The following is a 26,674-nucleotide window of genomic DNA, read 5'->3' on the forward strand; positions in this document are numbered from 1 at the left end:
TACTTAGGTGAGAGGCTGGACAACGACCCAAGCGGGGCTCGTTACGGCTGCTTCCTTCCGGATCTGACCGGGTTGGCGAGGCGCTCGCCCGCGCCAACCTCTCAAGGCGCTATGTAGGGTGGTGCCGCGAGATTCGCAAGGTCAGCCGTCTTTGACCGGGATGTCGCCGTTGCAGAAGAACCGGGTGAAGGCACCATAGCATCGGATGGCTTCGCCAAAGCCCTCCACGTCGACGGCAGCATAGAGCGTGCGGTCATCGTAGGTGACATCAAGGCCGCTGCGGATAAGCTCGTAGCAGGCGTCATGGTCGGCCTTGCACATCAGCGTCAGGGCGAAATCGCCGCCGTTTTGCTGGGCGCTGGGGTTGGTGTTGGCAAGCCGCTGAAGGAATTGGGCCTTCAACTCGGCCTCAACATCGGCCTGACCCGGCTTGGTGAAGGCTGCGGCCAGCGCCGCGATGGCGAGGATGGCGATGAGCCAGACGATCTTGCGCATCAATGCGCCTCCCTTGCTGTTGCGGGCTCTACCTATCCCGCCGCGCGAGCCAATGCCAGCGCCTCAAATCGTGATATGCACGCTTTGGAATCCGGTGTCGTTGACCTCGCCCAATCGCACCTTGCTGGCACCGCTTTGAGCGATACACCCAAGGTGCGCCTCCACGCCCCTACCGGTTTCCAGCAGGGCGCTGCCCCCGCCGAGCGGGCCGAACCGCCAGCAGGGTTTGGCCGGCTCCCGCAGGCTGCCACAGTCGGCGATGTAGCGCATCAGCACGTCTCGGCTGCTGATTTGCTCTGCCAGCACCACCTCGGCATTGGCCAGCGGCGCATAGAGACCGCCGCCGCCAATCCGATGGCTGTTTGTGGCCACAACAAATTCTTGCTCCGCGCGCACTGGCTCGCCCTTGTAGCTCAGCTGCCTGACACGCCCTGCACCAGTGGCGGCCTCCTGCCCGTCATGGCTGAAACGGGCGAGACGGGAGAGATCAATTTGCCAGGTCAGCCCTGCGATCACGTCAAAGTCGTAGCTTGGAAATTCGGGGTTGAGCAGCGCCTGTTCATCGCCGCCGGGCATTTGCTGGTTGAAGGCACCGGCTGCGCGTTCCAGCCAGTCGCGCAGGTCGGCTCCTGTGACGCGGATGGCGCGGATGGTGTTGGGGAAGGGGTAGAGGGCGGCGAGGTTTTTGACCGTCAGCGGGCCGGGAGGAATATCGGTGAAGTTCTCCGGCCCCGCTGGCCCGCCAGCCTTGAACGGCGCGGCAGCGGAGAGCACGGGAAGGTTGATATCGGGCAGGGCGCGGCGCACGTACCAGCGCTGGGCGGCGTTGATCGTGTGGATGACCGGGCAGGGGCCAGCGAGGCTTGTGTAGCTTTGAAGCGCAATTTCCGTGTGGCCTATGGGGCGGCGGATAAAGGCAAGCGTCGCCGCATGATCCTTTGCCATGGCGCGCTGAACTTCAGGGGCTTCCGCCACCAGTGCAACGGGCCCTTTCGCGCTGCGACGGGCGATGGGGCGGAGCGATGACTGTACCTCGGCCACCTGCCAGCCCGCCCCGGCACTCTCCAGCGCGAGGTCAATCAAGCCCAGGTGGCTGCCGGCAATGCCGGGCATGACAACGGGCTTGCCGCCTGCCAATCCGGCTTCTGCCTCTAACCCCGGCAGCCCGGCGTAGAATGGCCCGGGGATGAGCCTGTGCACATGACCGGCAACCAGCGCGTCGACTCCCTCGATACGGGCGATGGGTACCAAGGCATTTTCCATGCCAGCCGTTTCGGGCCGGTGAGACGGGCCGCAATGGGCGAGTGCCACCACCACATCGGCCCCTGCCGCACGGATGGCGGGCACATGGGCGCGGGTGGCTTCGATCATGCATCGCACTTCCATCCGGCCCTCCAAGCGCTCTTTGTCCCACTTCAGCACCTGAGGGGGCAGCACGCTGATGACACCGATGCGGATGGAATGAAGCTTTCCGCTCTCGTCCGGCAGTTTGCGGTCGATCAGCACCCATGGGCGGACGAGCGGTGCATCCTGCGACGGATCGGCCCCACGCTGCCGCAGCGCATTGGCGGAGAGCACCGGAAAATCTGCGCCTTTCAAAGCATGTTCCAGCGCCTCCAGCCCATAGTCAAACTCATGGTTTCCGAGGCCGACGGCATCGTACCTCAGCAGGTTCATCGCCGCGATCATCGGGTGTGGCTGTGCCTCCGTCTTCCGTTCATGCACCGCGAAATCGCCCATTGGGGTGCCCTGCAGAAAATCGCCATTGTCGAGCAGCACCATGCCGGGCACCTCGGCGCGCGCCTCGGCAATTCGGGTGGCGACCCGGGCCAGGCCCACGCCGGGGGAAGGTGCGTCGCTCAGATAGTCGTAGCCCAGCAGGTTCATATGCAAGTCTGACGTGGCTGCGAGGCGCAGGTGCAGCCGGGCCGCCGGGTGGGGCGCTTCGAGCTTGTCTTCGGGGCGTGTCATGAGCGGAGGTGGCCGTGCTGCCGGGTGCGGAGGCACGGGGCGCGCACTTGGGGCGGGAAGGTCGAGTTATTGCGCAGCTTAGAATTGCATTGTGCATCGGAAAATTGCGCCACAACCGCTGCCATGTCAGAACGGCCCGAGGGCTAGGGAGAAGAGCGGATGCGGCACGCGGAAGAGGTGACGTTTGGCGGGGGCGGGCTGAACCGGCGGGCCGAACTGCGTGGGGATGCGACGGCGCTGGAAAATCTGGCGCGCGGCCCCTTGGCGTGCCACTTGCCGATCTGGAGGGGCAAGGTGCTTATGCAAGGGCCGGAGGATGCCCCGACGCTGGCGCCACAGCCCGCAGGCGCTGCGGTGCTGGCCGAAGCGGGAATGCGGGTGTTTCTCGGCGAGGCGCCCGACGGCAAGATGTGGTTCGCGCATGATATCTCGGCTTGGGAGCCAGACGAGATACTCGAAGCGCCGGATAGCTTTCTCGACCGGTCCGAACAGTTTTATCCCGGCATTGATGATGCCCGATTTGTTGAGCTTCGAGCGGCAATGTCTCGGATAGTGCCGCTCGATGCGGAGATTGCAGCCACGGCGCGGGCGATCATCGGGTGGCATGCGAGCCACGGCTATTGCGCCAAATGCGGCGCGAAGAGCGATGTTGCCTGCGCCGGGTGGGAGAGGCATTGCCCGGCCTGCGCCGCGCATCACTTTCCGCGCACCGATCCCGTTGTCATCATGCTCATTACCCATGGCAATTCGGTTTTGATGGGGCGCTCGCCCGGCTGGCCGGAGGGCATGTATTCGTTGCTTGCGGGCTTCATGGAGCCGGGAGAGACGATTGAGGCGGCGGTTCGGCGCGAGGTGGCCGAGGAAGCCGGCGTGCCCGTTGGCCCGGTGCGCTACCTGTCGTCTCAGCCGTGGCCCTTTCCCGCCTCGCTGATGATTGGCTGCCACGGCGAGGCCACGGCCACTGACATCACCTTGGACCCGAAGGAGTTGGAAGACGCCTGCTGGGTCAGCCGCGAAGATATGCTCGACACATTTGCGGGCCGAAACCCGGCAATGAAGCCTGCCCGGCGCGGGGCCATTGCGCAATTTCTGCTCGCCAACTGGCTTGCGGACAGGCTGGATTGACGCGTAAGACTTCATCCGGGGCGAGCGGACGAAAAGGGCAGCGGCTGAATGAACTTCACCGGTAAGGAAGATATCGAAAAGCCCATCGGCGAGGTCTTCGCCGCGGTGACGGACCATGACGGATTTGAGAAGCAGGTGATGCGGCGCGGATACGAGGTTGCGCGCACCGATACGCTCGCTGAACCCGGTGTCGGCATGGCGTGGAAAATGCGCTTTCCGATCCGGGGGCAAATGCGCGATTTGACGGCGAAGGTTTCTTCTTACGAAGCGCCGGAGCACGTGGCGCTCGATATCACCATCGGTGGGCTCGATACCGTGGTGAAAATTGACCTGATCGAGCTGTCGAAAATGCGCACCCGGATGAACCTCGATATCGAGCTGAAACCGCGCACCATCACGTCGCGCGTTTTGGTGCAATCGCTCAGGCTGCGGCGTGCAAGCCTGACTCAGCAGCTTCGTCGGCGCATGGGCGATTTCGCGGTTCAGGTTGAGAACCGGCCCTCCAAAACGGCTTAACGAACCCGGCACGCCTCAGGCGCTTTTGATCAGGCGGTAACCGACCGCCTCGGCGACATGGGGCTTTCCCACTCCGTCACTGCCATCCAGATCGGCGATGGTGCGGGCCACTCGCATGACCCGGTGATAGCCGCGCGCCGAGAGGCCGAAGCGCTGCGCAACCTTTTGCAGCAGTTCCATCCCGGCCTCGTCGGGACGTGCCACCTCGTCGAGCAACTCGCCCTCGATATCGGCATTGGTGGTTGCGTCAACGCCAAGCGCCTCGAAGCGTGCGCGCTGGATGCCCCGCGCTTCGGCGACGCGCGCCGCGATCTCTGCCGAGCCTTCCTTGGCGGGCGGCAGGTCGAGATCGGTATAGGCTACGGGCGGCACTTCGAGCCTCAGATCGAACCGGTCGAGCAGGGGGCCGGAGATGCGGCCAAGGTAATCCTCGCCGCAATTGGATGCACGCGAGCAGGCGCGCCCGGGGTCTGTTAGGTGGCCGCATTTGCAGGGGTTAGCGGCGGCCACCAGCATGAAGCGGCAGGGGTAGGCCACGTGGGCATTGGCGCGGCTGACCATGATTTCGCCGGTCTCGATCGGTTGGCGCAGGGTTTCCAGCACCGTGCGTGGGAACTCGGGAAATTCATCCATGAAGAGCACGCCATTATGCGCCAGTGAAACTTCCCCGGGCTTTGCCTGCCGCCCACCGCCGACCACTGCGGCCATAGAGGCGGTGTGATGAGGCGCACGATAGGGGGCCGCGCGGCTGATTCCGCCCTCTTGAAGCAAGCCAGCGAGGGAATGCACCGTTGAGGTGGAGAGGGCCTCGCGTGGGGTGAGCGGAGGCAGGATGCCGGGAAGGCGGGCGGCCAGCATCGACTTTCCCGAGCCGGGCGGGCCAACCATCAGCAGATGGTGCCGCCCTGCCGCCGCCACTTCCAGCGCTCGTTTTGCTCGCTCTTGGCCCTTCACATCACGCAGGTCTTTGCCAGCTGCGCGGTCTTGCACCTCGCCCGGCTGCGAAGGCTCAATCGGCGCATCGCCGGTGTAATGCCGCACCACTGCGCCAAGGCTTGCGGCTGCGATCACCTCCGCCGCACCGACCCAGGCCGCCTCTGCCCCGCTGGCGCGCGGGCAAAGCAGCCGTCGCTCCTGCTCCGCCGCAGCCATCGCTGCGGGCAACGCGCCATTCACGGCCACCAGTTTGCCGTCGAGCGAGAGCTCGCCGAGCGCGACCACCTGAGCAATTTCCTCGCGCGGGAGAATTTCCAGCGCTGCCAGCAGCGCCAGTGCAATCGGCAGATCGAAATGGGAGCCTTCTTTGGGGAGGTCGGCAGGAGAGAGGTTTACGGTGATCTTTTTCGACGGCAGTGCAATGGCCATGGCTCCCAGCGCCGCCCGCACCCGCTCTCGCGCCTCGCTCACGGCTTTGTCGGGCAGGCCGACAATGGAAAAGGCGGGCATGCCGGGAGAGACGGCGCATTGCACTTCGACAGGACGCGCCTCGATGCCATCAAAGGCCACGGTATAGGCCGCCGCCAGCATTCCTCCGCTTCCATCCAGCATAGCACACGCACCCCGGCTACAGCACCTTGGTTAACGCTATCCGTGGATGGTTAGTGAATGGTTAACGCGCCTCGTAGAGCGCAGCGAATTTGGGCCATGCCAATGGATCTGGCACTGTCTTGTCGCGGCAGAAGGCGTTGCAGAAGCCCCAGACCTTGCCACCAGCCTCCATGAAGTGGGTCACGGGCTTGCCGGAGTAGGGACAGGTCTCGTTTTCGGACGGGCCGGACTCTACCGGGCGTGCCGGTAGCGGGGTGGGGCCGGGCCACTCGCGCGTTGGCAGATCCTTTGCATACCAAGGCAGATTCTCGCCTCTGGCAAAGCCCATTCCGCGCCAGCGCCGGAAGGCCGGGTCGGCGAGGTGAGCGGCGACATAGGTTGTGGAGGCTTCCGATAAGGGCAGCCCATAGGTGGCTATTCTTGCGGCGACCGGGGCGAAGAAGGCATCTGCGGCGGAATATTCACCGCAGAGCCAAGGCCCTTCTCCTCCGACCGTGCGCCGAGCGTGCTCCCAGATAACCTCCAACCGCGACAGATCAGCCAAGACGTCATCAGAGGGGTCGAAGCCCTCGTAAGCGACGCGCAGCGCCATTGGACAGTCCGCCCGGAGCGCACCGAAGCCTGAGTGCATCTCGGCGGCCAGCGCACGCGCGGTTGCTCGTGCCCGGCTGTCATCCGGCCAGATCCCGGCTGAGGGAAAACGGCTCGCCAGTTCCTCGGCAATGGCCAGGCTCTCGCCCAGCACCGCGCCATCATCGAAAACCACTGCTGGCACGGTTTTGGCCGGCGCAATATCGGCCAGTTGTTCAGCCACGTTTTGATCGGCAAAGTCGATCCACTTGGTGCTGCGCTCCAGCCCGAATCTTTCGAACAGAAGCCAGCCCCGGAGGGACCACGAAGAGTAGGCGGGATCGCCAATGTAGAGAGTATTTTTCATAACTGTGACGCTACGCACAGACATCGGGGTGTGACCAACGCAAAATTGCGCAGAAGTCCATCAAGAATCGTGATGGTTCGGCTTATATGTATTTTTCACACTTTCTTTTGAACCGATCGCTCCTAATCTTCGTTTAGCATAAGACAAGGACGGTCGGCGCTCGGCCTCCTTGCCCGCGAAAAGGAGCTCCCCCATGCCTTTGGACGGCGATATTGATACCTCCATGTCCCGCCACGCGCGTCAGGCAGAACTGCTTGATGCAGAGACTGAACAGCAATTGGCCCGCGCTTGGCGCGACCACCGCGACGAGCAGGCGCTGCACCGCCTGATCTCGGCCTACATGCGCCTCGCGATCTCCATGGCCGCGAAATACAAGCGCTACGGTGCCCCGATGAATGACCTCATTCAGGAGGCATCGCTGGGCCTGATGAAAGCTGCCGACAAGTTCGACCCCGAACGCGGCGTGCGATTCTCGACCTATGCGATGTGGTGGATCAAGGCCTCCGTACAGGAATTCGTGATGCGCAACTGGTCGATGGTGCGCACCGGCTCGACCTCTTCGCAGAAGTCGCTCTTCTTCAACATGCGCCGTGTGCAGGCGCAGCTGGAGCGGGAGGCGGCTGCGGCGGGCGAAAGCCTCGACAGTCAACAGCTGCGTCAGAAGATCGCCGTGGAAGTCGGGGTGCCGCTGGCTGATGTGGAGATGATGGAAGGCAGGCTCTCGGGCTCTGACTTCTCGCTCAATGTCACCCAGTCCTCCGAGGACGATGGCCGCCAGTGGATTGACGCGCTGGAAGATGACGGCCCGCAGGCCGCCGAACAGGTTGAGGTGGAACACGACAAGGCCCAGCTCCGTGACTGGCTGGCCGAGGCCATGGACGCGCTGAACGATCGTGAGCAGTTCATCATCCGAGAGCGCCGTTTGGCCAAGGAGAAGCGCACGCTTGAGAGCCTTGGGGAGGAACTCGGGCTGTCCAAGGAGAGGGTGCGCCAGCTTGAGGCGGCGGCCTTCCAGAAGATGCGCCGCTCGCTGGAGCAGCAGTCTGACGAAGTGCTGGCGCTGATCTCCTGAGGCTATAAGCCTTATCCAGAGGATATTGGGGCCGCGGTAACACGCGGCCCTTTCCTCGCGCTCTGCCCGGGTTCTGAAACCCCACCGCCAACAGTTGCCGCCCGGCCCGCCGCGCCCTACAACAGGGCTACGCGGAGGGCCAAACCCATGCTGGCAGGCAAGAAAATCCTACTCGTCATCGCTGGGGGCATTGCTGCCTTCAAGTCGCTCGACCTGATCCGGCGGTTGCGCGAGCAGGGCGCGCATGTGACCCCGGTGCTGACCAAGGCGGCAGAAGAGTTTGTAACACCGCTTTCGGTGTCTGCGCTGGCAGCGGAGAAGGTTTATCGGGATCTCTTTGATCTGACTGACGAACGCGAGATGGGTCATATTGAGCTGTCGCGCGCCGCTGATCTGGTGGTCGTCGCGCCCGCAACCGCTGACCTGTTGGCGAAGATGGCGAATGGCCACGCTAATGACCTTGCCTCTACGCTCCTGATGGCCACCGACAAGCCGGTGCTGTGCGCGCCTGCGATGAATGTGCGCATGTGGCTGCACCCCGCCAATCAACGCAATGTTGCCACGCTGCGGGCCGATGGTGTGCGCTTTTCCGGACCAACAGAGGGCGAGATGGCCTGCGGGGAGTATGGGCCGGGGCGAATGTCGGAAGTGCCCGAGATCGTCGCTGCCATCACCGAGGCCCTTGCCGACGGCCCGCTGAAAGGCAAGCATATCGTCGTCACCTCCGGCCCTACCCATGAGCCAATTGATCCGGTGCGTTACATCGCCAATCGCTCCTCGGGCGCACAAGGCACGGCGCTGGCCCGCTCGCTCATGGGCCTTGGCGCATCTGTTACCTTCGTCACAGGCCCGGCCACGGTGCCACCGCCGCAGGGAGCCAAGGTGGTGCAGGTGGAAACCGCCGCGCAGATGCACGAGGCCGTCTTTGCCGCCCTCCCCGCCGATGCCGCCATTCTTGCCGCTGCAGTCGCGGATTGGCGCGTCACCTCGGAGAGTGCCTCGAAGATCAAGAAAGACGGTAGCGGCAAGATTGCGCCGCTGGAGTTTACCGAAAACCCTGACATCCTCGCGGAAGTCTCGAAATCCGAGCAACGCCCCGGTCTCGTTATCGGTTTTGCTGCCGAAACGGATGATCTTCTCGTGCACGCCGAGGCCAAGCTGAAGCGCAAGGGGTGTGACTGGATCATCGCCAACGATGTGTCGCCGGAAACAGGCATTATGGGGGGTACAGAGAACGCCGTGACCATCCTCACCGCGAAGGAGGCGAAAGCCCTGCCGCGCATGAGCAAGGACCAAGTTGCCCAGCAGCTTGCCGCCCGAATTTGCGAGGCGCTGACGTGAGGCCTGAAGTCCGTTGCTTCCGCGATGATGGAGCCGACCCTGCGGTGCCTCTGCCCAGCTATGAAACGCACGGTGCTGCCGGGGCGGATGTGCGCGCGAACTTTCCCGAAGAGCAGCGCGCTAGTGGCCTGACCTTGGCCCCGGGTGCCCGCGCCATCGTGCCCTCGGGACTGCGGGTGGAGATCCCTGAGGGGTTCGAAGTTCAGGTTCGCCCGCGCTCGGGCCTCGCGGCCAAGCACGGTGTTACTTTGGTCAATACGCCGGGCACGATTGACAGCGATTATCGCGGGCCGCTTGGAATCCTCATGATCAACCTTGGGGACGAGCCTTTCACCGTTGCCCATGGCGACCGGATTGCGCAGTTGGTTGTCGCCCCCGTTGTGCAGGCCGCCTTCACGAAAGCCGATGTGATCTCCGACACAGCGCGGGGCACGGGCGGCTTTGGCTCTACGGGCCGCCGCTGATGCTCCTTGTCCTTGCCCTCATGGCGCTGGTCTGGTGGGGCGGCGCGGCGCTGGGCGCGCGGCTCTGGCAGCGCCAGCTCGGCGTGGGCGCCGTGGTGGGCGCGGCGATTGCGATCAACCGCCTGCTCCCTGAGGGCAACGGGCTGCGCGAGATCACCGGCAAGCACTGGGAACTGTGGTTCATCGTCCTGCTCTTCGGGGTTGTCGCGGTGGGCTACGGCTACCTTCTCAAGTTCCTCCGGCGCGAGGCGGTGGTTATCGAGGTGGCGCAGGAAAAGCGCGATGCCGAGCGCGCGGCGCAGGCCGCCCGGTTCAATGCGCGCCGCGCGGTGCCATCCGAGTCTTCCGAGCCCGAGGCCGTGTCGAAGGAGGAGCAGGCAGACACCAGCCGCCTCACCCCTGACGAACTCAATCGTTATGCCCGTCACATCGTGCTGCGCGAGATCGGCGGGCCGGGGCAGAAGAAGCTGAAGGCGGCCCATGTTCTGGTGATCGGGGCCGGAGGGCTTGGCTCGCCCGCGCTGCTTTATCTGGCCGCCGCCGGTGTGGGGCGTGTGACGGTGGTGGACGATGACACGGTTGAGGTTTCTAACCTGCAGCGGCAGGTAATCCACCGCACCGATGGACAGGGCCGGGGCAAGGCGCAGAGCGCGGCGCAGGCAATGGTCGCTCTCAATCCGCATGTGAAGGTAACGGCCCTTACCACAAGGCTGACACATGAGAATGGCCCCGAACTGGTGGCCCCGGTCGATATGATCCTTGATGGAACCGACAATTTTGCCACGCGCTACCTTGCCAATGAACTTGCGGTTGCCGCGCGGATTCCGCTGATTTCCGGTGCCCTCTCGCAATGGGAAGGGCAGCTTTCGGTCTTTGACCCGGCCAGCGGGGCACCCTGCTATCGCTGCATCTTTCCCGAGCCGCCGGCAGAGGGTCTTGCGCCCTCCTGCGCAGAGGCGGGGGTGATGGGGCCGCTGCCGGGCGTGGTGGGCGCCATGATGGCGGCGGAGACGGTGAAGCTCATCACCGGAGCAGGCAGCCCGCTGCGCGGGGAAATGCTGATCTACGATGCGCTTTGGAGCGAAACCCGCAAGATCTCGCTCAAGCGGCGCGAGGATTGCGCAACCTGTGGCCCGCGCGAAGACGTCTCGAAGGACGGATGAGCGCACCCCTCTTCGCCTTCGTCCTCTCCGCCCCTATCTTCCCTCCCAAAGGAGACCGCGACATATGACAAACCCGCTGCTCACCCCCTCAGATCTGCCCTTTGACCTGCCCGATTTCGCAGCCATCAACGACGATCACTTTGCCCCCGCCCTCGACGCCGCCGAGACCGAAACGCGCGCGATGATCGAAGAGATTGCCAGTGCCTCCGAGGCGCCCACTTTTGCCAACACGATCGAGGCGCTGGAAGAGGCAGACATGCCACTGCAAGAGGTGATGGGCCCGTTCTTTCTGCTTGCCGCTGTCGCCTCCACTCCAGCGCGGGAGAAGCTCCAGCGCAGCTTTTCGCCGCGCCTCTCCGCCCTCCACTCAGACATCATGCTCGATGCGCGGCTCTACGAGAGGGTGAACACGCTTTGGGATCAGCGGGAGACACTTGAGCTGACCGATGAGCAGGAGCGTGTGCTCTACCTTCATCACCGTGCCTTCCGGCGCTCTGGCGCCGGGCTGGATGACGCTGGCCGAGCGCGGCTGAAGGAGATCAACACGGCGCTTTCGGAAAAATCCACGTCCTTTGGCCTCAACCTGCTGGCCGATGAGCGCGACTGGTTCATGCCTGTGGCAGATCTAACCGGCCTGCCTGATTTCCTTGTCAGTGCCATGAAGTCCGCCGCCGAAGAAAAGGAAAGCGCCGAGCCGGTCGTCACCCTTTCGCGGTCGCTCGTTGTGCCTTTCCTGCAGTTCTGCCCCAACCGGGATTATCGCCGCACCGCCTATGAGGCCTGGACCTCGCGTGGTGCGAACGGTGGCGAGACCGACAACCGGGCACTGGCGGCCGAGATGCTGGCGCTGAGGGCCGAGCGTGCGGCGCTGCTGGGATATGACAGCTTTGCCGACTACCGGCTGGAAACCGAAATGGCCAAAACTCCCGTTGCCGTACGCGGGCTGCTGCAAGCCGTCTGGTCTCCTGCCCGCGCCAAGGCTGAGGCCGACGCGAAGGTGCTGGAGCGCCGCCTCCATGCTGATGGTTTTGACGGACCGCTCGAGCCTTGGGATTGGCACTATTACTCCGAGGCCCGCCGCCGCGAGGAGCACGCGCTTGATGAGGCCGAGCTGAAGCCTTTCTTCCAGTTGGATCGGATGATCGAGGCCGCCTTTTCCTGCGCTCACCGGCTTTTCGGGCTGGAGTTTTCCCCCCTTAGCCTGCCGCTCCATCACCCGGACGCCCGTGCATGGGAGGTGACGCGTGGCGGAGAACATATCGCCGTTTTCATTGCCGACTATTTTGCGCGCGGCGGCAAGCGCTCTGGCGCGTGGTGCTCGGCCCTGCGCAGCCAGCAAAAGCTGGCGGGTGATCTGCGGCCTCATGTGATCAACGTCTGCAACTTCGCCAAGCCGCCTGCCGGCCAGCCAGCGTTGCTGAGTTATGACGATGCGCGCACGCTGTTCCACGAGTTCGGCCATGCGCTGCATCAGATGCTTTCGGATGTGACCTATTCCAGCATTTCCGGCACTTCGGTTGCCCGCGATTTTGTGGAGCTGCCCTCGCAGCTTTATGAGCACTGGTTGGAGGTGCCCGAGGTGCTGCAGGAGTTTGCCACCCACGCTGAAACCGGCAAAGCGATGCCCGAAGACCTGCTGGAACGTGTGCTGAACGCGGCCACCTACGATATGGGTTACCAGACCTGCGAGTTTATCGGCTCGGCGCTGGTAGATCTGGAATTCCACGCAGGGCCGCCACCTGCCGATCCGATGCAAAGGCAGGCGCAGGTGCTTGAGGAGATCGGCATGCCCCGCGCCATACGGATGCGCCATGCCACGCCTCATTTCGCCCATATCTTCTCGGGTGGCTATGCCTCGGCCTATTACAGCTACATGTGGTCGGAGGTGATGGATGCCGATGCCTTCGCCGCCTTTGAGGAGGCCGGTGGCCCGTTCGATCCGGACATGGCCAAGAGCCTTGAGCGGCACATCCTCTCCGCCGGAGGAAGCGAGGAGCCGGAGGCGCTCTATACGGCGTTCCGCGGACGCCTTCCGGGGGTGGAGGCGCTCTTGAAGGGACGCGGCCTGGACGACGTGGCCTGAGTTTCCACGAAGTTATCCACAGGTTTACCTCGGCGTCACGGGGATAATCGCCCCATTCCACAGCCGCCGGTTGAGCAGGTGCCCAGATTGCGGGCGCAATAAAATAACTGAAAACCGGCGGTTCTGGCGCTTGACCCGGAGTGAATACAGGGGCGACTCGGATGCAGCGCCACTATGCCGCGCCGCCGCATTACAGGATTGCAAGCCTGCCTGCTGATTTTGTCCACACCGGCTCTGGATGACCCCGCGTCACGCTACAACCCTAGCAGGAGTCCCGGCAGGTAGAGCACAATGGCGGGAAAGGCGACCAGCCCGGCAATGGTGAGCGCGTCCGCGACGAAGAAGGGCGCAGCGCCCCGGAACACATCCTGCACGGAGAGTTCGGGCCGCACGCCTGCGACGACGAAGCAATTCAGCCCGATGGGCGGGGTGATCAGGCATAGTTCGGCCATCTTGACGACGATAATGCCGAACCAGATCGCGCAGCCCGTGGCGTTCATCCCGAAAGCTGAATCCGCCGCCGTTACCGCATCGCCGCCGTTAAGCGCGATCACCGCTGGATAGACGATGGGAAGCGTCAGCAGCAGCATGCCGATAGCATCCATGAACATGCCGAGCACCGCGTAGGCGGCGAGGATCATCAGCAGGGTGATCATGGGCGATTGTTCGAGCGTGCTGATCCAATCGGAGAAGGCGCCGGGCAGGTCGGCAAAGCCGAGGAAGCGCACGTAGATCAGCACGCCCCAGATGATGGTGAAGATCATCACCGAGAGTTTGGCGGTTTCCAGCAGCGCGTTCTTCAACTCTGGCCAGCGCATGCCCCGATAGAGCGCGATCAGGAACACCACGAAGGCCCCCAGCGCCCCGCCCTCGGTGGGCGTGCCCCAAGCATCGCCACCGAAGGGGTTATAGATGAAGAAGATTATGATGAGCACGACGAAGAAGATCGGCAGCGCGCCGGGCAGGGAGGCAAAGCGCTGGCCCCATGTGAAGCCGGTCACGGGCGGGCCGAGCTTTTTCCATACTATCGCCATGCCTACGACCATGGAGCCGTAGATCAGCGCCGAGAAGGCGCCGGGGATGAAGCCTGCCAGCAGCAGCGCGCCTACGTCTTGCTCCACGATGATGGCGTAGATCACGAGGATCGCGGAGGGCGGGATCAGCGAGGCCAGCGTGCCAGCGGCAGCAACCACGCCGGCTGCAAAGCGCTTGTCATAGCCAACGGCGAGCATCTCGGGGATGGCGATGCGGGCAAAGACGGCGGAGGTGGCCACGGAAGCCCCCGAAACGGCGGCGAAGCCCGCGGTGGCGAAGACGGTGGAGACGCCCAAGCCCCCCGGCAGCCAGCCGACCCAGCGTTTGGCAGCGGTGAAGAGCGCCTTGGTGAGCCCGGCGTAATAGGCGAGGTAGCCGATCAGGATGAAGGTGGGGATCAGTGAGAGCGCGTGGCTCGACACCTTGGAATGTGGCACCTGTCCGGCGGTTTTTACTGCAACGCCAAGTGCCCAGCCAAACTGCTCGGGGTCATAGCCCTTCTTCGACCAGAAGATCCAAAGCAAGCCCACGAGGCCCGCGATGGCGGCGGCAAAGGCGACGCGGGTGCCGATCAGCACCATCACAAGCAGGCCAGCAGTGACCCAGAGGCCGATTTCGATTGAGGTCATCGCGCGTCCTCCTCGAAGCCCGAAACGGTTTCGGCCTCATGGGCGGCCTGGGTGGCCGCGTCTTCGATGAGCGGCACGGCCACCGGGTGCTCGGCGCCCTCAATGAGCGCCTTGGCGTAGGCATAGACGTGCAATGAGAGCCGCAAGCAAAGAACCCCGAAGGCGACCGGGACCACCAGCTTGGCGGGCCAAAGCGGCAGGCCGATGTCGATAGAACTGTCAGAGGACCAGAGCGGGCGGCCAAGGTCGAAGGAACGGTCGAAATGTGACCAGCTGCCCCAGACGAGCAGCACCATCAGCAACAGCACCAGAAGGGTGGAGAGCAGCTCGAAGAGCCAAAGCGCCCGGCCCTTGAGGCGGCCCACCAGAATATCCATCCGGATGTGCCCGCCGAGCCGGTGGCAGTAGCTCACGCCGAGGATGGCGATGAACGGCATCAGGAACTGGATCCAGTCGACATATCCCGGCAGGGGCTGGTTGAAGAGCTTGCGCCCGCCGACTGATCCGACCGCGAGGAGCATCAGTGAGAACACGACGATGCCGCCGATCAGCGCCAAAAGCGTTTCCACTCGGAACAGCGCCCTGTCGATGCGACTGAGCGTGCTGCCATCTTCAATGACGTTTGATGCGCCTGCCATGCCTTGCCCCTCTTGCAGAGCGGCGGGCCAGGGTGTGCCCCGGCCCGCCGCTTTGGTTTTACAGTCCCTCCGGGATCAGCTGTCGCCGCCGATCACGCCTTGAACAAGGTCCAGAAGCTCCTGTGCCGGGAGGCCCTTGGCGGCATTCTCTTCAACCCAGGCCTCGGCAATCGGGCCGGCGGCCTGATCGCGGAAGGCTTGCAGCGCCTCGTCGGAGTAGGTCACTTGCTCGATGCCCTTTTCCTCCAGCAGCGGCCCCCACTTGGACATGGTGGCACCGTTATAGTTTTCGACGTAGTGGGCAATCGCCTCATCCACCGAGCCCATCAGCGCCTCGCGCTCGGAGTCCGAGAGCGCGTTGAGCGCGTCGGTGTTCACCACGATCGGGCATTGCACGGTGCCGGGGTTGAGGTTGGTCGTCCACCAGTTGGCGCCCTCGATGGTGCCGAAGCTCATGTGCGCGTGCGGGGCGAAGGCAACGCCCTTCACAACGCCACTGTCGAGCGCCTGACGGGCTTCGGAGGATGTGACCGATGTGGGCACGGCACCAACGGTTTCCATCGCCCGGCCAATGCCGCCGGTCGCCCGCACGGTGAGGCCCGAATAGTCCTCTAGCGTTTTGGGCGCGTCACCTACCCCGGCAATATTATACTGGGGCATTGGCGATGGCATCAGCAGGGTGGCGTTCCAGCGGGCGAGGTCTTCTTTCACCGCCGGATGCTCGTAGAGCGCGAAGCTGACTTCGACTTCCTTGTCGAGACTATCGACGCCGAGGAAGGGCAGCTCGAGCACGGTGAGCGAGGGGTTTTTGTCGGGGTGGTAGCCCGCGCAGATTTGCGCCATCTCGAAGGCGCCTATCTCGATACCGTCGAGGTTTTCGGTGTTCTTCGAGAGGCCACCGTAGCTGATGTTCATGGTGAACTCGCCGCCGGTCTTTTCGCTGACCAGCTCGGCCATCTTCTCGACGTGTTCGGTGAAGGCGCGGCGCTTGCCCCAGACGGACACGTTCCACTCGGTTGCGGCGGCTTCGCTGGCGATACCGCCTGTTATCAGGGCGGCCACGGCCACCTTCGTCATCATATGCATGTTTCTCTCCCTGTTGTCGGCGGCTCTTTCGCGTCGCGGAACTTGGTTCCATCGTAAGGCCGCAGATCGGGATCATCCTAGAAGCAGGCAATCCTTGATGTGAAGGTTTTTCTGACGGCGGGGCGAATGCTGCATCTGCACTTTAAATTGCAAATCATTCTCATTTGCATTGACTCGCGCCAAGCGCGCCATATCCTCCACTCGAACAGCAAAGCAGGAAGGCTCCCATGCGCTTCATCGCAGCTCTCGCTCTTTTCGCCCTCAGCTTCGTGCCCGGGACGGCGGGGGCCGAAAAATTCAAGGTCGCCACCACCTTCACGGTGATCGCAGACATGGCGCGCAATGTGGCGGGCGACGCGGCAGAGGTTGTGTCTGTCACGCCGCCGGGCGCAGAAATTCACAACTACTCCCCGAGCCCTCGCGACATTCTGGATGCACGGGATGCCGACTTGATTTTGTGGAATGGCCTCAACCTCGAACTCTGGTTTGAGAAATTCTTCCGCAATCTCGGAGGTATTCCTTCCGCCGTGGTCAGTGACGGGGTGGAGCCCATGTCTATCTCTTCCGGTCCCTACGACGGCAAGCCGAACCCACACGCGTGGATGGCCCTCACTTCTGCCGAAATCTATGTAGACAATATCGCGGCCGCGATGTCTGAGCATGACCCGGAAAACGCGGCGACCTATGCGGCCAACGCTGAAGCCTACAAGGCAGAGATTGCGGCCACGATCGCTCCCATCCGCGAGGCTATTCTAGCTCTGACCGAGGAGGAGCGCTGGCTTGTTACCTCCGAGGGCGCGTTTTCGTATCTTGCGCGCGACTATGGGCTGCGGGAGCTTTACCTCTGGCCGATCAATGCCGACCAGCAGGGCACGCCGCAGCAGGTGCGGCAGGTGATAGACGCGATCCGAGAGAATGAGATTGCGGTGGTTTTCTCGGAAAGCACCATTTCCGACAAGCCCGCCCGGCAGGTGGCCCGGGAGACGGGTGCGCATTACGGGGGCGTGCTTTACGTCGACAGCCTGACAGAAGAGGACGGGCCAGTGCCAACTTACCTCGATCTGCTCCGCGTAACCTCGCAGACCATTCTCGATGGGTTGGAGGACGGGCGATCATGAGCCTTGCCACCGAGCCGCCAGAGGTTTTTGAGCCCGGCACCGCAGAAGCGGGTGCCGGGCTTCGGGTGGATGACATCACAGTCACCTATCGTAACGGGCACACGGCCCTGCGCTCTGCCAGCTTCGAAATCCCGAAAGGGACGATCACGGCGCTTGTTGGCGTCAACGGGGCAGGGAAGTCTACGCTCTTCAAGGCGATCATGGGCTTCTTGGGCCTCGCTGCGGGCAACATCAGCGTGCTTGGCCTTCCGGTACGCGACGCGCTGAAAAAGAACCTCGTCGCCTATGTGCCGCAGGCCGAAGAGGTGGATTGGGCCTTTCCCGTGCTGGTCGAAGACGTGGTGATGATGGGCCGCTATGGGCACATGGGCTTTCTGCGCCGACCCCGCGCCGCCGACCGCGAAGCGGTTACGGATGCGCTCGCCCGCGTCGGGATGTCGGAGTTTCGCCAGCGGCAGATTGGCGAGCTTTCTGGTGGGCAGCGCAAGCGGGTGTTCCTCGCCCGGGCTCTGGCGCAGGAGGGGCAAGTCATTCTGCTCGACGAGCCCTTCACCGGCGTTGATGTGACGACAGAGGAAGAGATCATCAAACTGCTGCGCGAGTTGCGTGACGAAGGACGGGTGATGCTGGTTTCCACCCACAACCTTGGCTCGGTGCCTGAGTTTTGTGACCGAACCGTGCTGGTGAAAAGCACCGTGCTGGCCTACGGGCCGACTTCCGAGGTCTTTACCACCGAGAACCTCGAAGAAGCCTTTGGCGGTGTGCTGCGCCACTTCGTGCTCGGCGGCGCTGACCTGCACGACGACGAAGACACCCGCCGCGTTACCGTCATCACCGATGATGAGCGCCCCTTCGTCATGTATCAGGAGCATAAGGAGGACGAAGTCGGGCCCGCGGAAGACGAGGATTGGGAATGAGCTGGCTGGAGCCCTTTTCCTACGCCTATATGACCAACGCGATGTGGGTTTCGGCTTTGGTGGGCTGTGTCTGCGCCTTCCTCTCGGCCTTCCTCATGCTCAAGGGCTGGTCGCTGATTGGTGACGCGCTCTCCCATGCGATCGTGCCGGGGGTGGCCGGGGCCTACATGCTGGGGCTGCCTTTTGCGCTAGGCGCGTTTCTATCGGGTGGGCTGGCAGCTGGGGCAATGCTGTTTCTCAACCAGCGAACCGGGCTGAAGGAAGACGCGATCATCGGGCTGATCTTTACCAGCTTCTTCGGCCTCGGCCTTTTCATGGTGTCGATCTCGCCGGTGCCGGTGGATATCCAGACCATCACACTGGGCAACATTCTTGCCATCACGCCGGGAGACACACTGCAACTCGTCATCATCGGGGTGGTGACGCTGGCGATCCTTACCGCCAAGTGGCGCGACCTGATGGTGACCTTCTTCGACGAAAGCCATGCCCGCTCTATCGGGCTCAACACGAATGGCTTGCGCATCCTGTTCTTCACCCTGCTGGCGGCCTCCACTGTCGCCGCGCTGCAAACCGTGGGGGCCTTCCTTGTTATCTCGATGGTCGTCACCCCCGGTGCCACGGCCTACCTGCTGACCGACCGCTTTCATCGACTCATCTGGCTTTCCGTGGGCATTGGGGCAGGCACCGGCTTTTTCGGCGCTTACATCAGCTATTTCCTCAACGGGGCGACGGGTGGGGTGATCGTTCTGCTGCAAGTTGGCCTGTTTTTGATCGCCTTCTTCCTCGCTCCAACCCACGGGCTGTTGGCCGCCCGTCGGCGTGCGCGGGAGGCGCTGGACGCATGATGGAAGAGCTTCTCCTCCCGCTACAATTGCCGTTCATGCAGAACGCCCTTGCGGTGGCTGCTCTGATCTCTGTGCCTGCGGCGCTGCTGTCATGCTTTCTCGTTCTCAAGGGCTGGTCGCTGATGGGGGATGCTGTTTCTCATGCCGTCCTGCCCGGCGTTGTACTCGCTTATCTGATCGGAATTCCGCTGGGCATCGGAGCCTTCGTCGCCGGGATGGGGTGCGCCTTGGCCACGGGATACCTGCAAGAAAACTCACGCATCAAGCAGGACACGGTGATGGGCGTCGTCTTCTCGGGCATGTTCGCCCTCGGACTGGTGATCTACACGGCCATCTCTACAGATGTTCACCTCGACCACATCCTGTTTGGCGACATCCTTGGCATCGACGGCGCAGACCTTTGGGAGGCGGGAATTATCGGCGCGGTGGTGACATTGGCGCTTGTTTCAAAGTGGAAGGACTTGCTCCTCCATGCCTTCGATCCGACACAGGCCAAGGCGTCTGGCCTGCCTGTCGGCTGGCTGCACTATGGGCTGCTCGTTGCACTCTCGCTTACCGTGGTTGCCGCACTCAAGGCTGTGGGTATCATCCTTGCCATCGCGCTGCTCATTGCGCCCGGGGCAACGGCATTTCTGCTGACCCGGCGCTTTCATGCCATGCTGGCCGTCTCGGTGGCCCTAGCTCTGTTTTGCGCTCTGGCCGGCACCTACGCCAGCTTCTGGATCGACAGTGCTCCGGCCCCAACCATCGTGCTGGCCATGACACTCTGCTTTATCGCTGCCTTCGTTTTGACGGTGGTTCGAAACCGCAGCAGCAGCCCGCTTGCACCCAAGGGCACGGCCCCGTAACCCGGACAGACCGGCACCGGGACACCAATCATGCTCATCCTCACGATCTGGCCGCTTTTCGCATTGATTTGCCTCGGCTTCCTGTTGGCGCGCAGGGGATGGCCGGACCCGGGCTTTTGGCCTGCGGCGGAGAAGCTGAATTACTTTCTGCTGTTCCCGGCTTTGCTGGTTTCGAGCCTTGCAAATGCGCCATTGTCCGACCCGGCAATCCTGCAGATGGGAGGCGCGGCACTCGTCACGATCGCGCTCGCGGCGCTCGCCATGTGGGGCATTCGGCGTACCTTTCTGCCTGCCACGCCTGCGCGCTTCGGTCCGGCGTTTCAGGGCGTGGTGCGGTTCAACACCTATATAGGGCTCGCGGTCACTGCGGGGCTGACGGGAACGACCGGGCTGGGGCAGGCGGCGGTCTATCTCGCCGTTGCGGTGCCATTTGTGAATGTGCTGTCGATCATGGCGCTATCAAAGAGCACGGGGCTGCGGGCAGCACCCGCCATGGCCCGCAGCATTCTTGCGAACCCACTGATACTCGCGTGCATCGTCGGTATCCTGCTCGCAATGCTCGGCACCGGGCTGCCCTATGGCCTTGACCGGTTTCTTGACCTCATGGGGCGCGCCAGCCTGCCGCTCGGGTTGCTCTGCGTCGGTGCAGCCTTGCGACCCGGTGCCCTGCGCCAAGACCTGACCCAGCTGGTCAGCATCAGCGCAGTGCGCCTGATTGCTATGCCGCTCTTCGCAGCGCTCATTGCCCGCGTCATGGGGCTTCAGGGGACCGAGGCACTGGTTCTGGTGACCTTCTCTGCCATACCGGTGGCCCCCACGGCCTATGTGTTGACACGCCAACTTGGCGGTGATGCCACGCTCATGGCCGGCCTTGTAACGGCTCAAACCCTTGCCGCTGTAGCAACGATACCGCTCATGCTCCGGCTGCTCGGTATGGGCTGATGGCCCGTCATATCTGTTGTGAAAACTGGTCGGAGTGAGAGGATTCGAACCTCCGACCCCTGCCTCCCGAAGACAGTGCTCTACCAGGCTGAGCTACACTCCGACCGTGAGGCTGCGGGTTACAGCAAGACGGCGTTGTTTGGCAAGGCCCGATCAGCGCAGCGAAGCGGAAAATTCTGCCGCCTTTCGGGTCCGCCGCAGCAGTGGACCAACCCGAAGGGTGGTGCCCGTGTCGGGGCGGATGCGGGTGCGTAGCACGGGGGTGTTTTCCGATGCGGTCGAGCGGCCTTCGCGCAGCACGATATAGAGGCCCGAGGCGATGATGATGGCGGCGCCGACCGAGGTCCAAAGGTCGATCGTTTCGTCAAACAGGAAGTACCCGAAGATGACCGCCCAGATGATCTGGCTGTAATGCATCGGTGCGACGATCACCGCCTCGCCCACCTTGTAGGCGACGATCATGATGCCCGTTGCAACAAAGGCAAAGGCCGCAATTACGCCGAGCGCGCCGAGGTCCAGCGCCGGCATGGGCTCGTAGAAAAAGGGCATAGCCAGTGCCATGACGATGAAATTTGCCATCATCGGATAGAGCATGATCACCACGTTACGCTCGTCCCGACCGATCTTGCGCACCACGATCGAGCCTAGCGCGTGAAAGGTCGCCCCCACGATCGCCGCGAGGTGCCCCAGCCCAAGCTCCGTACTGCCGGGCCGCAACACCACAAGCACGCCCGCGAGGCCGACGACGACCGCTGCCCAGCGCCGCAAGCGCACTCTCTCGCCCAACACCGGGATTGCGAGGATGGTGATCAGGAGCGGCGAGGCGAAGAGGATTGCGTAGGTTTGCGCCATCGGCAGGACCGAGAAGGCATAGAACACCGTGATCCCTGTCACCACCGTGGCGGCAGTCCGCAGGGCCACCCACCACGGGTGGCGCGGGCGCAGGTTGCCGTCGGTCGCGTCTCGCATCAGCATGAAGATCGCCAGCGGAAAGCCAATGAGCGTTGAGAAGAAGACGATCTGGAAGGGGCTGTAGCTTTCGCCGAGGTATTTCACCACCACGTCGTGCGTTGAGAAGATCGCGTAGCCGAGCAGAGCGAGAAGCGCCCCCTTGGTGTTGTTGGTGGTCGTGTCGGGCATGGTCCGGGCCGGTCGTCAGGGGGGTAGCGTTGGCGCTAACAGTTGCAGGAAACTACCAAGCTGCAGCGCGGCGTCAATCGTGGGCGGCGCGACTGTCTGCCGGGGCCTCGTCGCGGTCTGTCATGCCATAGTCACGCAGCACCGCAGCCACTCGAAGGCGGTAATCGGCAAAGACGCCGCCGCGCCCTGCAGCTTGTTGCTTTCGGTGCCCGGCACGATTGCGCCATGCCTCCACCGCCGCTTCATTCTCGAAGAAGCTGAGCGAGAGCATCTTGCCTGGCGTGGTCAGGCTCTCAAAGCGCTCGACTGAAATGAACCCCGGGTGCCCCTCCAGGCTGTCGCGTAGCGCAGCCGCACGTTCCAGATACTCTGCCTTGCGACCTTCGGCCGGTTCTACCTCGAATAGGACGGCAATCATCGCGACCTCCCATATGGTTTAGATGCCAGCTTGAAGAATGCCGGCTTTGCCGCGCTTGTCTCTACTGGTCAGAGCGGCGTACGCATGTGGCCGGTAGCCTTGGCGCGGTCATCCTCACCTACGCCACCAACCATGGCTGGGCGACCCGCACAGAAGGCTCCCGCCTTCTGACCTTCAGCAAAAAAGGCGCCTCCGAATTCGAAAGCGCCTTTCCGGTTTGATCCCGAAAGATTTGACTAAAATTTTCCGCGCCCAGCCTGCATTTTCTTGCTGAAAGTACTCCCGGGGGTGTGGGGGCAGCGCCCCCACTCCGACGCCAGCCTTAGAGCGACTCATCCAAAGCGGCGACAATCGCATCGCCCATCTCGGCGGTGCTCACGGGCTGTTTGCCCTCTTCGCCCAGCAGGTCCGCCGTGCGCAGGCCCTTGGCCAGCACCGCGTTCACTGCCTCTTCCAGCCGGGTCGCCTCTTCGCCTTCGTCGAACGAATAACGCAGCGCCATGGCAAAGCTGAGGATACAGGCGATCGGGTTGGCCTTGCCGGTGCCCGCGATGTCAGGCGCGGAGCCGTGGACCGGCTCGTAGAGCGCCTTCGGGCGGCCGTTGGCCATCGGCAGGCCGAGCGAGGCGGAGGGCAGCATGCCCAGCGATCCGGTAAGCATGGCCGCGAGGTCCGACAGGAGGTCGCCAAAGAGGTTATCGGTGACGATCACGTCAAACTGCTTGGGCCAGCGGGTCAACTGCATCGCGCCCGCGTCGGCGTACATGTGGCTCAGTTCCACGTCCGGATACTCAGCGTCATGGATCTCCTGCACCACGTCGCGCCAGAGGATGCCGCTTTCCATCACATTGGCCTTCTCCATCGAGCAGACCTTGTTGCCCCGCTTGCGGGCCAGTTCGAAGGCCGAGCGCGCTACGCGGGCGATTTCGCTCTCGGTGTAGCGCTGGGTGTTGATGCCCACGCGCTCGTTGCCTTCCTTGATGATGCCGCGCGGCTCACCGAAGTAGACGCCGGAGGTGAGCTCACGGATGATCATGATGTCGAGGCCGGCCACCACGTCCTTCTTCAGCGAGGAGAAATCGGCAAGGGCGTCGAAGCACTGGGCCGGGCGGAGGTTGGAGAACAGGTCCATCTCCTTGCGCAGCCGCAGCAACCCGCGCTCGGGCTTCACCGAGAAGTCGAGGGTGTCGTACTTCGGGCCGCCCACGGCACCGAGCAGCACTGCGTCTACCTCCTGGGCCTTTGCCATGGTGTCATCGTGCAGCGGGGTGCCGTGCTTGTCATAGGCGCAGCCGCCTACGAGATCTTCTGACACGTCGAACTTGAGATCACGCTTGGCGCCATACCAATCGATCACCTTGCGGACCTCGGCCATGACTTCGGGGCCAATGCCGTCACCGGGCAAGATCAGAAGGGAAGGGGTGCTCATCGCGGTCTCCTCGCAGAATACGGTCGCGCGAGGGCCTACGCGCTCCCGGTCAAAGGGTCAAGCAGCGGCGGTAGCGCCTCGGCCAGCATGTCCCACACCCGGGCCACGCGCGGCACGCGGCGCACCTCCTCATGGGCGGCCAGCCACATCGGCAGGGGCGGCACCGGCGGGCCGCGCAGCAGCGCAACCACGCCCGGTTCGGCATCGCCCACAATGCAAGGGCCAAAGCCCAGCCCGCAGCCTGCGCAGACAAGCGCCCAATAGACCGTCTGGTCATCGACCCGGGTCGCGAAGCTGTGCCTGTCGGCGGCGATGCCCTGTTGCCGAAGGCCGAGGATAATGCGCTCCTCCCGGTCGTTGCCGACGAGGTCCATTTGCAACAGGCCTTCGAGGCTGGTGGGCAATTCCCGGCCCGCGAGATAGCTCTCGGCGGCATAGAGCCCCATTTTCATTTCCCCGAGCTGTCGGGATACGAGATCAAGCTGGGTCGGGCGATACATGCGCACAGCGATGTCGGCCTCGCGGAAGAGCAGGTTATCGCTGGCGTCATTCGGCACCAGCTCGATTTGGATCTCGGGTTCGGCGGCGCGGATGCGGGCGACGATCGGGGGCAACATCCAATGGGTGACGGCAACCGGCGCGGTGATCCTGACGGTGCCCGCCAGCTCTTCCTCACGCCCGGCGGCAGTGAGTTGAAGCCGCATTGCTGCTTCCTGCATGGCACGCGCGGGCTCCACCAGTGCCTCGCCCGCCTCGGTGAGGGACAGCCCCTTGGCTGCGCGCTTGAAGAGCCGGGTGGCCAACTCGTCTTCCAGCGCTTTGACCTGCCGCCCCAGCGTGGGTTGGCTGGTGCCGAGCTGCCGCGCTGCCCCCGAGAGTGAGCCCGTTTCGACCACTGCGAGAAAAGCCTGAACGCGGGACCAATCAAGGGAGGAAAGGGAGCTTGCCATTCAAATATGAATACATGACCTTCATGTTTATACAATTCACATTTGCCTGTGAATAGCAGAATGTCCTCGCGTCAACCGCTGACACGGAGAAAGCAGATGTCCCAGACTGCCCTCATACTTGGTGCCAATGGCCGCTTTGGGCGCAACGTGCATATGGCCTTTTGCGAGGCCGGGTGGCGCGTGCGCTTGTTCGACCGGGCACGTGATGACCTGTGGGAAGCGGCATGGGGCGCGGATGTCATTGTGAATGGTTGGAACCCGCCCTACCAGCATTGGTCTCGGGATCTTCCGGCGCAGACCGCTCAGATCATCGAGGTCGCCCAAGCCACGCGAGCCACCGTTCTGATCCCGGGCAACGTTTATCCCTATGGGTATGCGGCGCCGTCCCTCCTTTCACCCTCCACACCCCATGAGGCGACCAACACGCTCGGATGGCTGCGCTCGCAGATGGAGGCCGAATATGCCGCGTCGGATGTGCGCACCATTCTCCTGCGGGCAGGGGACTTTCTCGACACCGAGCCGTCGGGCAACTGGTTTGACAAGATCATGGTGTCGCAACTCGCAAGAGCCCGCTTCACATACCCGGGGCCAACCGACCGCGCGCACGCCTGGGCCTATTTGCCCGATTTGGCGCGTGCCGCCGTGGCGCTGCTGGAGAAGCGTGACAGGTTGCCAAGGTTCGCTGACGTGCCCTTTGCGGGCTACACGCTCACGGGCGCCGAACTGCATGCAGCGCTGGAGCGAGCAACGGGACGTCGCCTTTCGTTGCGTCGGATGCAATGGTGGCCGCTGCGCTCGCTTGCACCGATTTGGCCGATGGCGCGCCACTTGGTGGAAATGTCCTATCTCTGGAAGCAGCCGCACCGGCTCGACCCGGCACCGTTGGCCGAGGTTCTGCCAGAGTTCGAGCCCACGCCGCTTGTTGAAGCTCTTGCGTCAGCGGTCGAGCACCAGATCGACCCAGACGAGCCGGTGGCGCGAGGCCGCTCGCGCTGTGGCAAGGCTCAGCCCGTTTAGCGGCTGCCCCTCCACTGGCCAGAGCACGCCCGCCCCCGCCACCTCCAACCCGGCTTGCGGAAGCACATAGTCCACCCGGAGGTTGCCGGGGCCATCCCAATCGACGGTATCCTGCCCCGGGGGGCCATTGTGGCGGGCGTCTGCCTCGGCCATTCCGCCGGGCCCTTCGGGGGCCGGGTCTTGCAATGGCCCGCTGCGCATTGCGCGCAGCACCGTGCGACGGCCCTCGCCATCCACCGGATCCACGTTGATCCGCCCAGCGATCACTGCAGGCCCGTCAGGTGGGCCGCTCAAACCTCCATCGAGATACACCTGCCAAACCCTCAACTCATCCTCCGCCCGGCGGCCATTTCGGTCTTCCTCCCCGTCGAACACCGGGGGCGTGGCGGAGAAGGCGAGTAGGTGAAGCGGGCCGCCGGGCGCCTCCACCCGCACGTCCCAATGTGCGACGCTGGAAAGCCGCTGCACCGCTGCGGCCTCATCAGAGGCAAACCAAGGATCGCCGCCCGGCAGATCGCGCCAAAGGAGATCGGTCAGCTCTTGCACCGGTGCTAGCGGGTAGCGGCTGAGCACTGCCATGCTGCCCTCACCCGGAAAGCGGCCGAAGCCCTGTGCATCTTCGGGTTCTTCCAGCCTGCCATCGCCATCAAGATCGACGCCAGTGCGCAGGCCGGTGTTGCCCATGGTCGTGAAGCTGTGAGGGTAAGCGATGCCTGACTCTGACAAGCGGTCGGTGAGCGCCGCAAGTGTGGCACCCTCCCTGTCCATGTCCATGCCGGTCAGTAGCAGCACATCAGCGCTTGCAGCGCGGATCACCTCCACCACCGCGTCAACCTGATCATCGCCGCGCAGGATATCACGCAGGAGCAAGCCCGGCCCTTTGCGTGTCAGCTCAGGGGAGAAAGTGGCGATCCGGAGCGTTTCCGCCCCGGCGGGACAAGTCAGGA

The 26,674-nt window shown here is 63.5% G+C and carries 26 protein-coding genes, 1 tRNA gene and 1 other RNA gene; 14 read left to right on the top strand and 14 right to left on the bottom strand.

The window, feature by feature from the left end:
* Positions 1-5: 5 nt before the first annotated feature.
* From ffs to FHY55_RS02925, 3 genes are all read right to left on the bottom strand, one after another.
* An RNA gene (gene ffs / locus FHY55_RS02915) (signal recognition particle sRNA small type) lies at positions 6-104 on the bottom strand.
* A gap of 37 nt (positions 105-141) precedes the next feature.
* Positions 142-495, bottom strand: a complete 354-nt coding sequence (locus FHY55_RS02920; RefSeq protein WP_140012759.1) for a hypothetical protein — start codon at positions 493-495, stop codon at positions 142-144.
* 63 nt (positions 496-558) lie between these two features.
* Positions 559-2,466 (bottom strand): bifunctional 2',3'-cyclic-nucleotide 2'-phosphodiesterase/3'-nucleotidase, encoded by a 1,908-nt coding sequence (locus FHY55_RS02925; protein WP_140012760.1) that lies wholly within the window; start codon positions 2,464-2,466, stop codon positions 559-561.
* A 159-nt stretch (positions 2,467-2,625) separates the two neighbouring features.
* On the opposite strand from FHY55_RS02925, the gene nudC reads away from it, so the two are divergent.
* Both nudC and FHY55_RS02935 read left to right on the top strand, forming a co-directional pair.
* Positions 2,626-3,591, top strand: coding sequence for an NAD(+) diphosphatase (gene nudC, locus FHY55_RS02930; protein WP_140012761.1), 966 nt, complete (start codon positions 2,626-2,628; stop codon positions 3,589-3,591).
* 48 nt (positions 3,592-3,639) lie between these two features.
* Positions 3,640-4,107 carry an SRPBCC family protein gene (locus FHY55_RS02935; protein WP_140012762.1) on the top strand — a complete coding sequence of 156 codons (468 nt, stop codon included), beginning with the start codon at positions 3,640-3,642 and terminating at the stop codon, positions 4,105-4,107.
* Positions 4,108-4,122: 15 nt separating this feature from the next.
* Here FHY55_RS02935 and FHY55_RS02940 read toward each other — a convergent pair whose 3' ends face one another.
* Both FHY55_RS02940 and FHY55_RS02945 read right to left on the bottom strand, forming a co-directional pair.
* Positions 4,123-5,634 (bottom strand): YifB family Mg chelatase-like AAA ATPase, encoded by a 1,512-nt coding sequence (locus tag FHY55_RS02940; RefSeq protein ID WP_140015977.1) that lies wholly within the window; start codon positions 5,632-5,634, stop codon positions 4,123-4,125.
* Positions 5,635-5,716: 82 nt separating this feature from the next.
* Positions 5,717-6,592, bottom strand: a complete 876-nt coding sequence (locus FHY55_RS02945; RefSeq protein WP_140012763.1) for a glutathione S-transferase — start codon at positions 6,590-6,592, stop codon at positions 5,717-5,719.
* Positions 6,593-6,785: 193 nt separating this feature from the next.
* Here FHY55_RS02945 and FHY55_RS02950 point away from each other — a divergent pair, with 193 nt between their 5' ends.
* From FHY55_RS02950 to FHY55_RS02970, 5 genes are all read left to right on the top strand, one after another.
* On the top strand, positions 6,786-7,664 hold the full coding sequence (locus FHY55_RS02950; protein ID WP_140012764.1) for an RNA polymerase factor sigma-32: 879 nt from the start codon (positions 6,786-6,788) through the stop codon (positions 7,662-7,664).
* Between the two features lie 147 nt (positions 7,665-7,811).
* Positions 7,812-9,005: a bifunctional phosphopantothenoylcysteine decarboxylase/phosphopantothenate--cysteine ligase CoaBC gene (coaBC, locus tag FHY55_RS02955; protein WP_140012765.1), complete on the top strand. Its 1,194-nt coding sequence runs from the start codon at positions 7,812-7,814 to the stop codon at positions 9,003-9,005.
* The gene (gene dut / locus FHY55_RS02960; protein WP_140012766.1) at positions 9,002-9,469 is read left to right on the top strand and encodes a dUTP diphosphatase; all 468 of its coding nucleotides are present in this window, start codon (positions 9,002-9,004) and stop codon (positions 9,467-9,469) included. The genes coaBC and dut overlap by 4 nt, the downstream gene beginning before the upstream one ends.
* Positions 9,469-10,632, top strand: a complete 1,164-nt coding sequence (locus FHY55_RS02965) for a HesA/MoeB/ThiF family protein (RefSeq protein ID WP_140012767.1) — start codon at positions 9,469-9,471, stop codon at positions 10,630-10,632. Before dut ends, FHY55_RS02965 begins: the two co-directional genes overlap by 1 nt.
* 64 nt (positions 10,633-10,696) lie before the next feature.
* A complete protein-coding gene (locus FHY55_RS02970; protein ID WP_140012768.1) occupies positions 10,697-12,715 on the top strand; it encodes a M3 family metallopeptidase in 2,019 nt (672 codons plus the stop codon).
* Between the two features lie 254 nt (positions 12,716-12,969).
* On the opposite strand, the gene FHY55_RS02975 is transcribed toward FHY55_RS02970, so the two are convergent.
* The 3 genes from FHY55_RS02975 to FHY55_RS02985 form a co-directional block, all read right to left on the bottom strand.
* Positions 12,970-14,379, bottom strand: coding sequence for a TRAP transporter large permease (locus FHY55_RS02975; protein WP_140012769.1), 1,410 nt, complete (start codon positions 14,377-14,379; stop codon positions 12,970-12,972).
* The gene (locus FHY55_RS02980) at positions 14,376-15,017 is read right to left on the bottom strand and encodes a TRAP transporter small permease subunit (RefSeq protein WP_140012770.1); all 642 of its coding nucleotides are present in this window, start codon (positions 15,015-15,017) and stop codon (positions 14,376-14,378) included. Before FHY55_RS02980 ends, FHY55_RS02975 begins: the two co-directional genes overlap by 4 nt.
* Positions 15,018-15,092: 75 nt before the next feature.
* Positions 15,093-16,103 carry a C4-dicarboxylate TRAP transporter substrate-binding protein gene (locus tag FHY55_RS02985; RefSeq protein WP_140012771.1) on the bottom strand — a complete coding sequence of 337 codons (1,011 nt, stop codon included), beginning with the start codon at positions 16,101-16,103 and terminating at the stop codon, positions 15,093-15,095.
* A gap of 227 nt (positions 16,104-16,330) precedes the next feature.
* Between FHY55_RS02985 and FHY55_RS02990 the strand changes: the two genes are divergently transcribed.
* Genes FHY55_RS02990 through FHY55_RS03010 form a run of 5 tightly spaced genes read left to right on the top strand, consistent with a single transcriptional unit; the run spans position 16,331 to position 20,773 of the window.
* On the top strand, positions 16,331-17,221 hold the full coding sequence (locus tag FHY55_RS02990) for a metal ABC transporter substrate-binding protein (RefSeq protein ID WP_140012772.1): 891 nt from the start codon (positions 16,331-16,333) through the stop codon (positions 17,219-17,221).
* Positions 17,218-18,138: a manganese/iron ABC transporter ATP-binding protein gene (locus tag FHY55_RS02995; protein WP_140012773.1), complete on the top strand. Its 921-nt coding sequence runs from the start codon at positions 17,218-17,220 to the stop codon at positions 18,136-18,138. The genes FHY55_RS02990 and FHY55_RS02995 overlap by 4 nt, the downstream gene beginning before the upstream one ends.
* A complete protein-coding gene (locus FHY55_RS03000) occupies positions 18,135-18,983 on the top strand; it encodes a metal ABC transporter permease (protein ID WP_140012774.1) in 849 nt (282 codons plus the stop codon). Before FHY55_RS02995 ends, FHY55_RS03000 begins: the two co-directional genes overlap by 4 nt.
* The gene (locus FHY55_RS03005) at positions 18,980-19,831 is read left to right on the top strand and encodes a metal ABC transporter permease (protein WP_168222920.1); all 852 of its coding nucleotides are present in this window, start codon (positions 18,980-18,982) and stop codon (positions 19,829-19,831) included. Before FHY55_RS03000 ends, FHY55_RS03005 begins: the two co-directional genes overlap by 4 nt.
* A gap of 30 nt (positions 19,832-19,861) precedes the next feature.
* Positions 19,862-20,773 carry an AEC family transporter gene (locus FHY55_RS03010; RefSeq protein ID WP_140012776.1) on the top strand — a complete coding sequence of 304 codons (912 nt, stop codon included), beginning with the start codon at positions 19,862-19,864 and terminating at the stop codon, positions 20,771-20,773.
* 26 nt (positions 20,774-20,799) lie between these two features.
* Here FHY55_RS03010 and FHY55_RS03015 read toward each other — a convergent pair.
* From FHY55_RS03015 to FHY55_RS03025, 3 genes are all read right to left on the bottom strand, one after another.
* Positions 20,800-20,876, bottom strand: a tRNA-Pro gene (locus tag FHY55_RS03015).
* Positions 20,877-20,926: 50 nt separating this feature from the next.
* Positions 20,927-21,913 carry a DMT family transporter gene (locus FHY55_RS03020; RefSeq protein WP_140012777.1) on the bottom strand — a complete coding sequence of 329 codons (987 nt, stop codon included), beginning with the start codon at positions 21,911-21,913 and terminating at the stop codon, positions 20,927-20,929.
* Between the two features lie 73 nt (positions 21,914-21,986).
* Entirely contained in the window at positions 21,987-22,331 is a 345-nt protein-coding gene (locus FHY55_RS03025; RefSeq protein ID WP_140012778.1) for an antibiotic biosynthesis monooxygenase, read from the bottom strand.
* Between the two features lie 86 nt (positions 22,332-22,417).
* On the opposite strand from FHY55_RS03025, the gene FHY55_RS20845 reads away from it, so the two are divergent.
* Complete coding sequence (locus FHY55_RS20845; protein WP_256377572.1) at positions 22,418-22,552, top strand: hypothetical protein; 135 nt, start codon at positions 22,418-22,420, stop codon at positions 22,550-22,552.
* 101 nt (positions 22,553-22,653) lie between these two features.
* Here FHY55_RS20845 and leuB read toward each other — a convergent pair whose 3' ends face one another.
* Entirely contained in the window at positions 22,654-23,760 is a 1,107-nt protein-coding gene (gene leuB, locus FHY55_RS03030; RefSeq protein ID WP_140012779.1) for a 3-isopropylmalate dehydrogenase, read from the bottom strand.
* Positions 23,761-23,795: 35 nt separating this feature from the next.
* Positions 23,796-24,710 carry a LysR family transcriptional regulator gene (locus tag FHY55_RS03035; RefSeq protein WP_140012780.1) on the bottom strand — a complete coding sequence of 305 codons (915 nt, stop codon included), beginning with the start codon at positions 24,708-24,710 and terminating at the stop codon, positions 23,796-23,798.
* A gap of 96 nt (positions 24,711-24,806) precedes the next feature.
* Between FHY55_RS03035 and FHY55_RS03040 the strand changes: the two genes are divergently transcribed.
* Entirely contained in the window at positions 24,807-25,727 is a 921-nt protein-coding gene (locus tag FHY55_RS03040; protein ID WP_140012781.1) for an epimerase, read from the top strand.
* Here the strand turns inward: FHY55_RS03040 and FHY55_RS03045 are convergent.
* The gene (locus FHY55_RS03045; RefSeq protein WP_168222896.1) at positions 25,647-26,597 is read right to left on the bottom strand and encodes an endonuclease/exonuclease/phosphatase family protein; all 951 of its coding nucleotides are present in this window, start codon (positions 26,595-26,597) and stop codon (positions 25,647-25,649) included. The two genes, FHY55_RS03040 and FHY55_RS03045, sit on opposite strands and share 81 nt — an antisense overlap.
* Positions 26,598-26,674: the final 77 nt, after the last annotated feature.

It is taken from the genome of Oceanicola sp. D3, assembly GCF_006351965.1.
GTDB lineage: Bacteria > Pseudomonadota > Alphaproteobacteria > Rhodobacterales > Rhodobacteraceae > Vannielia.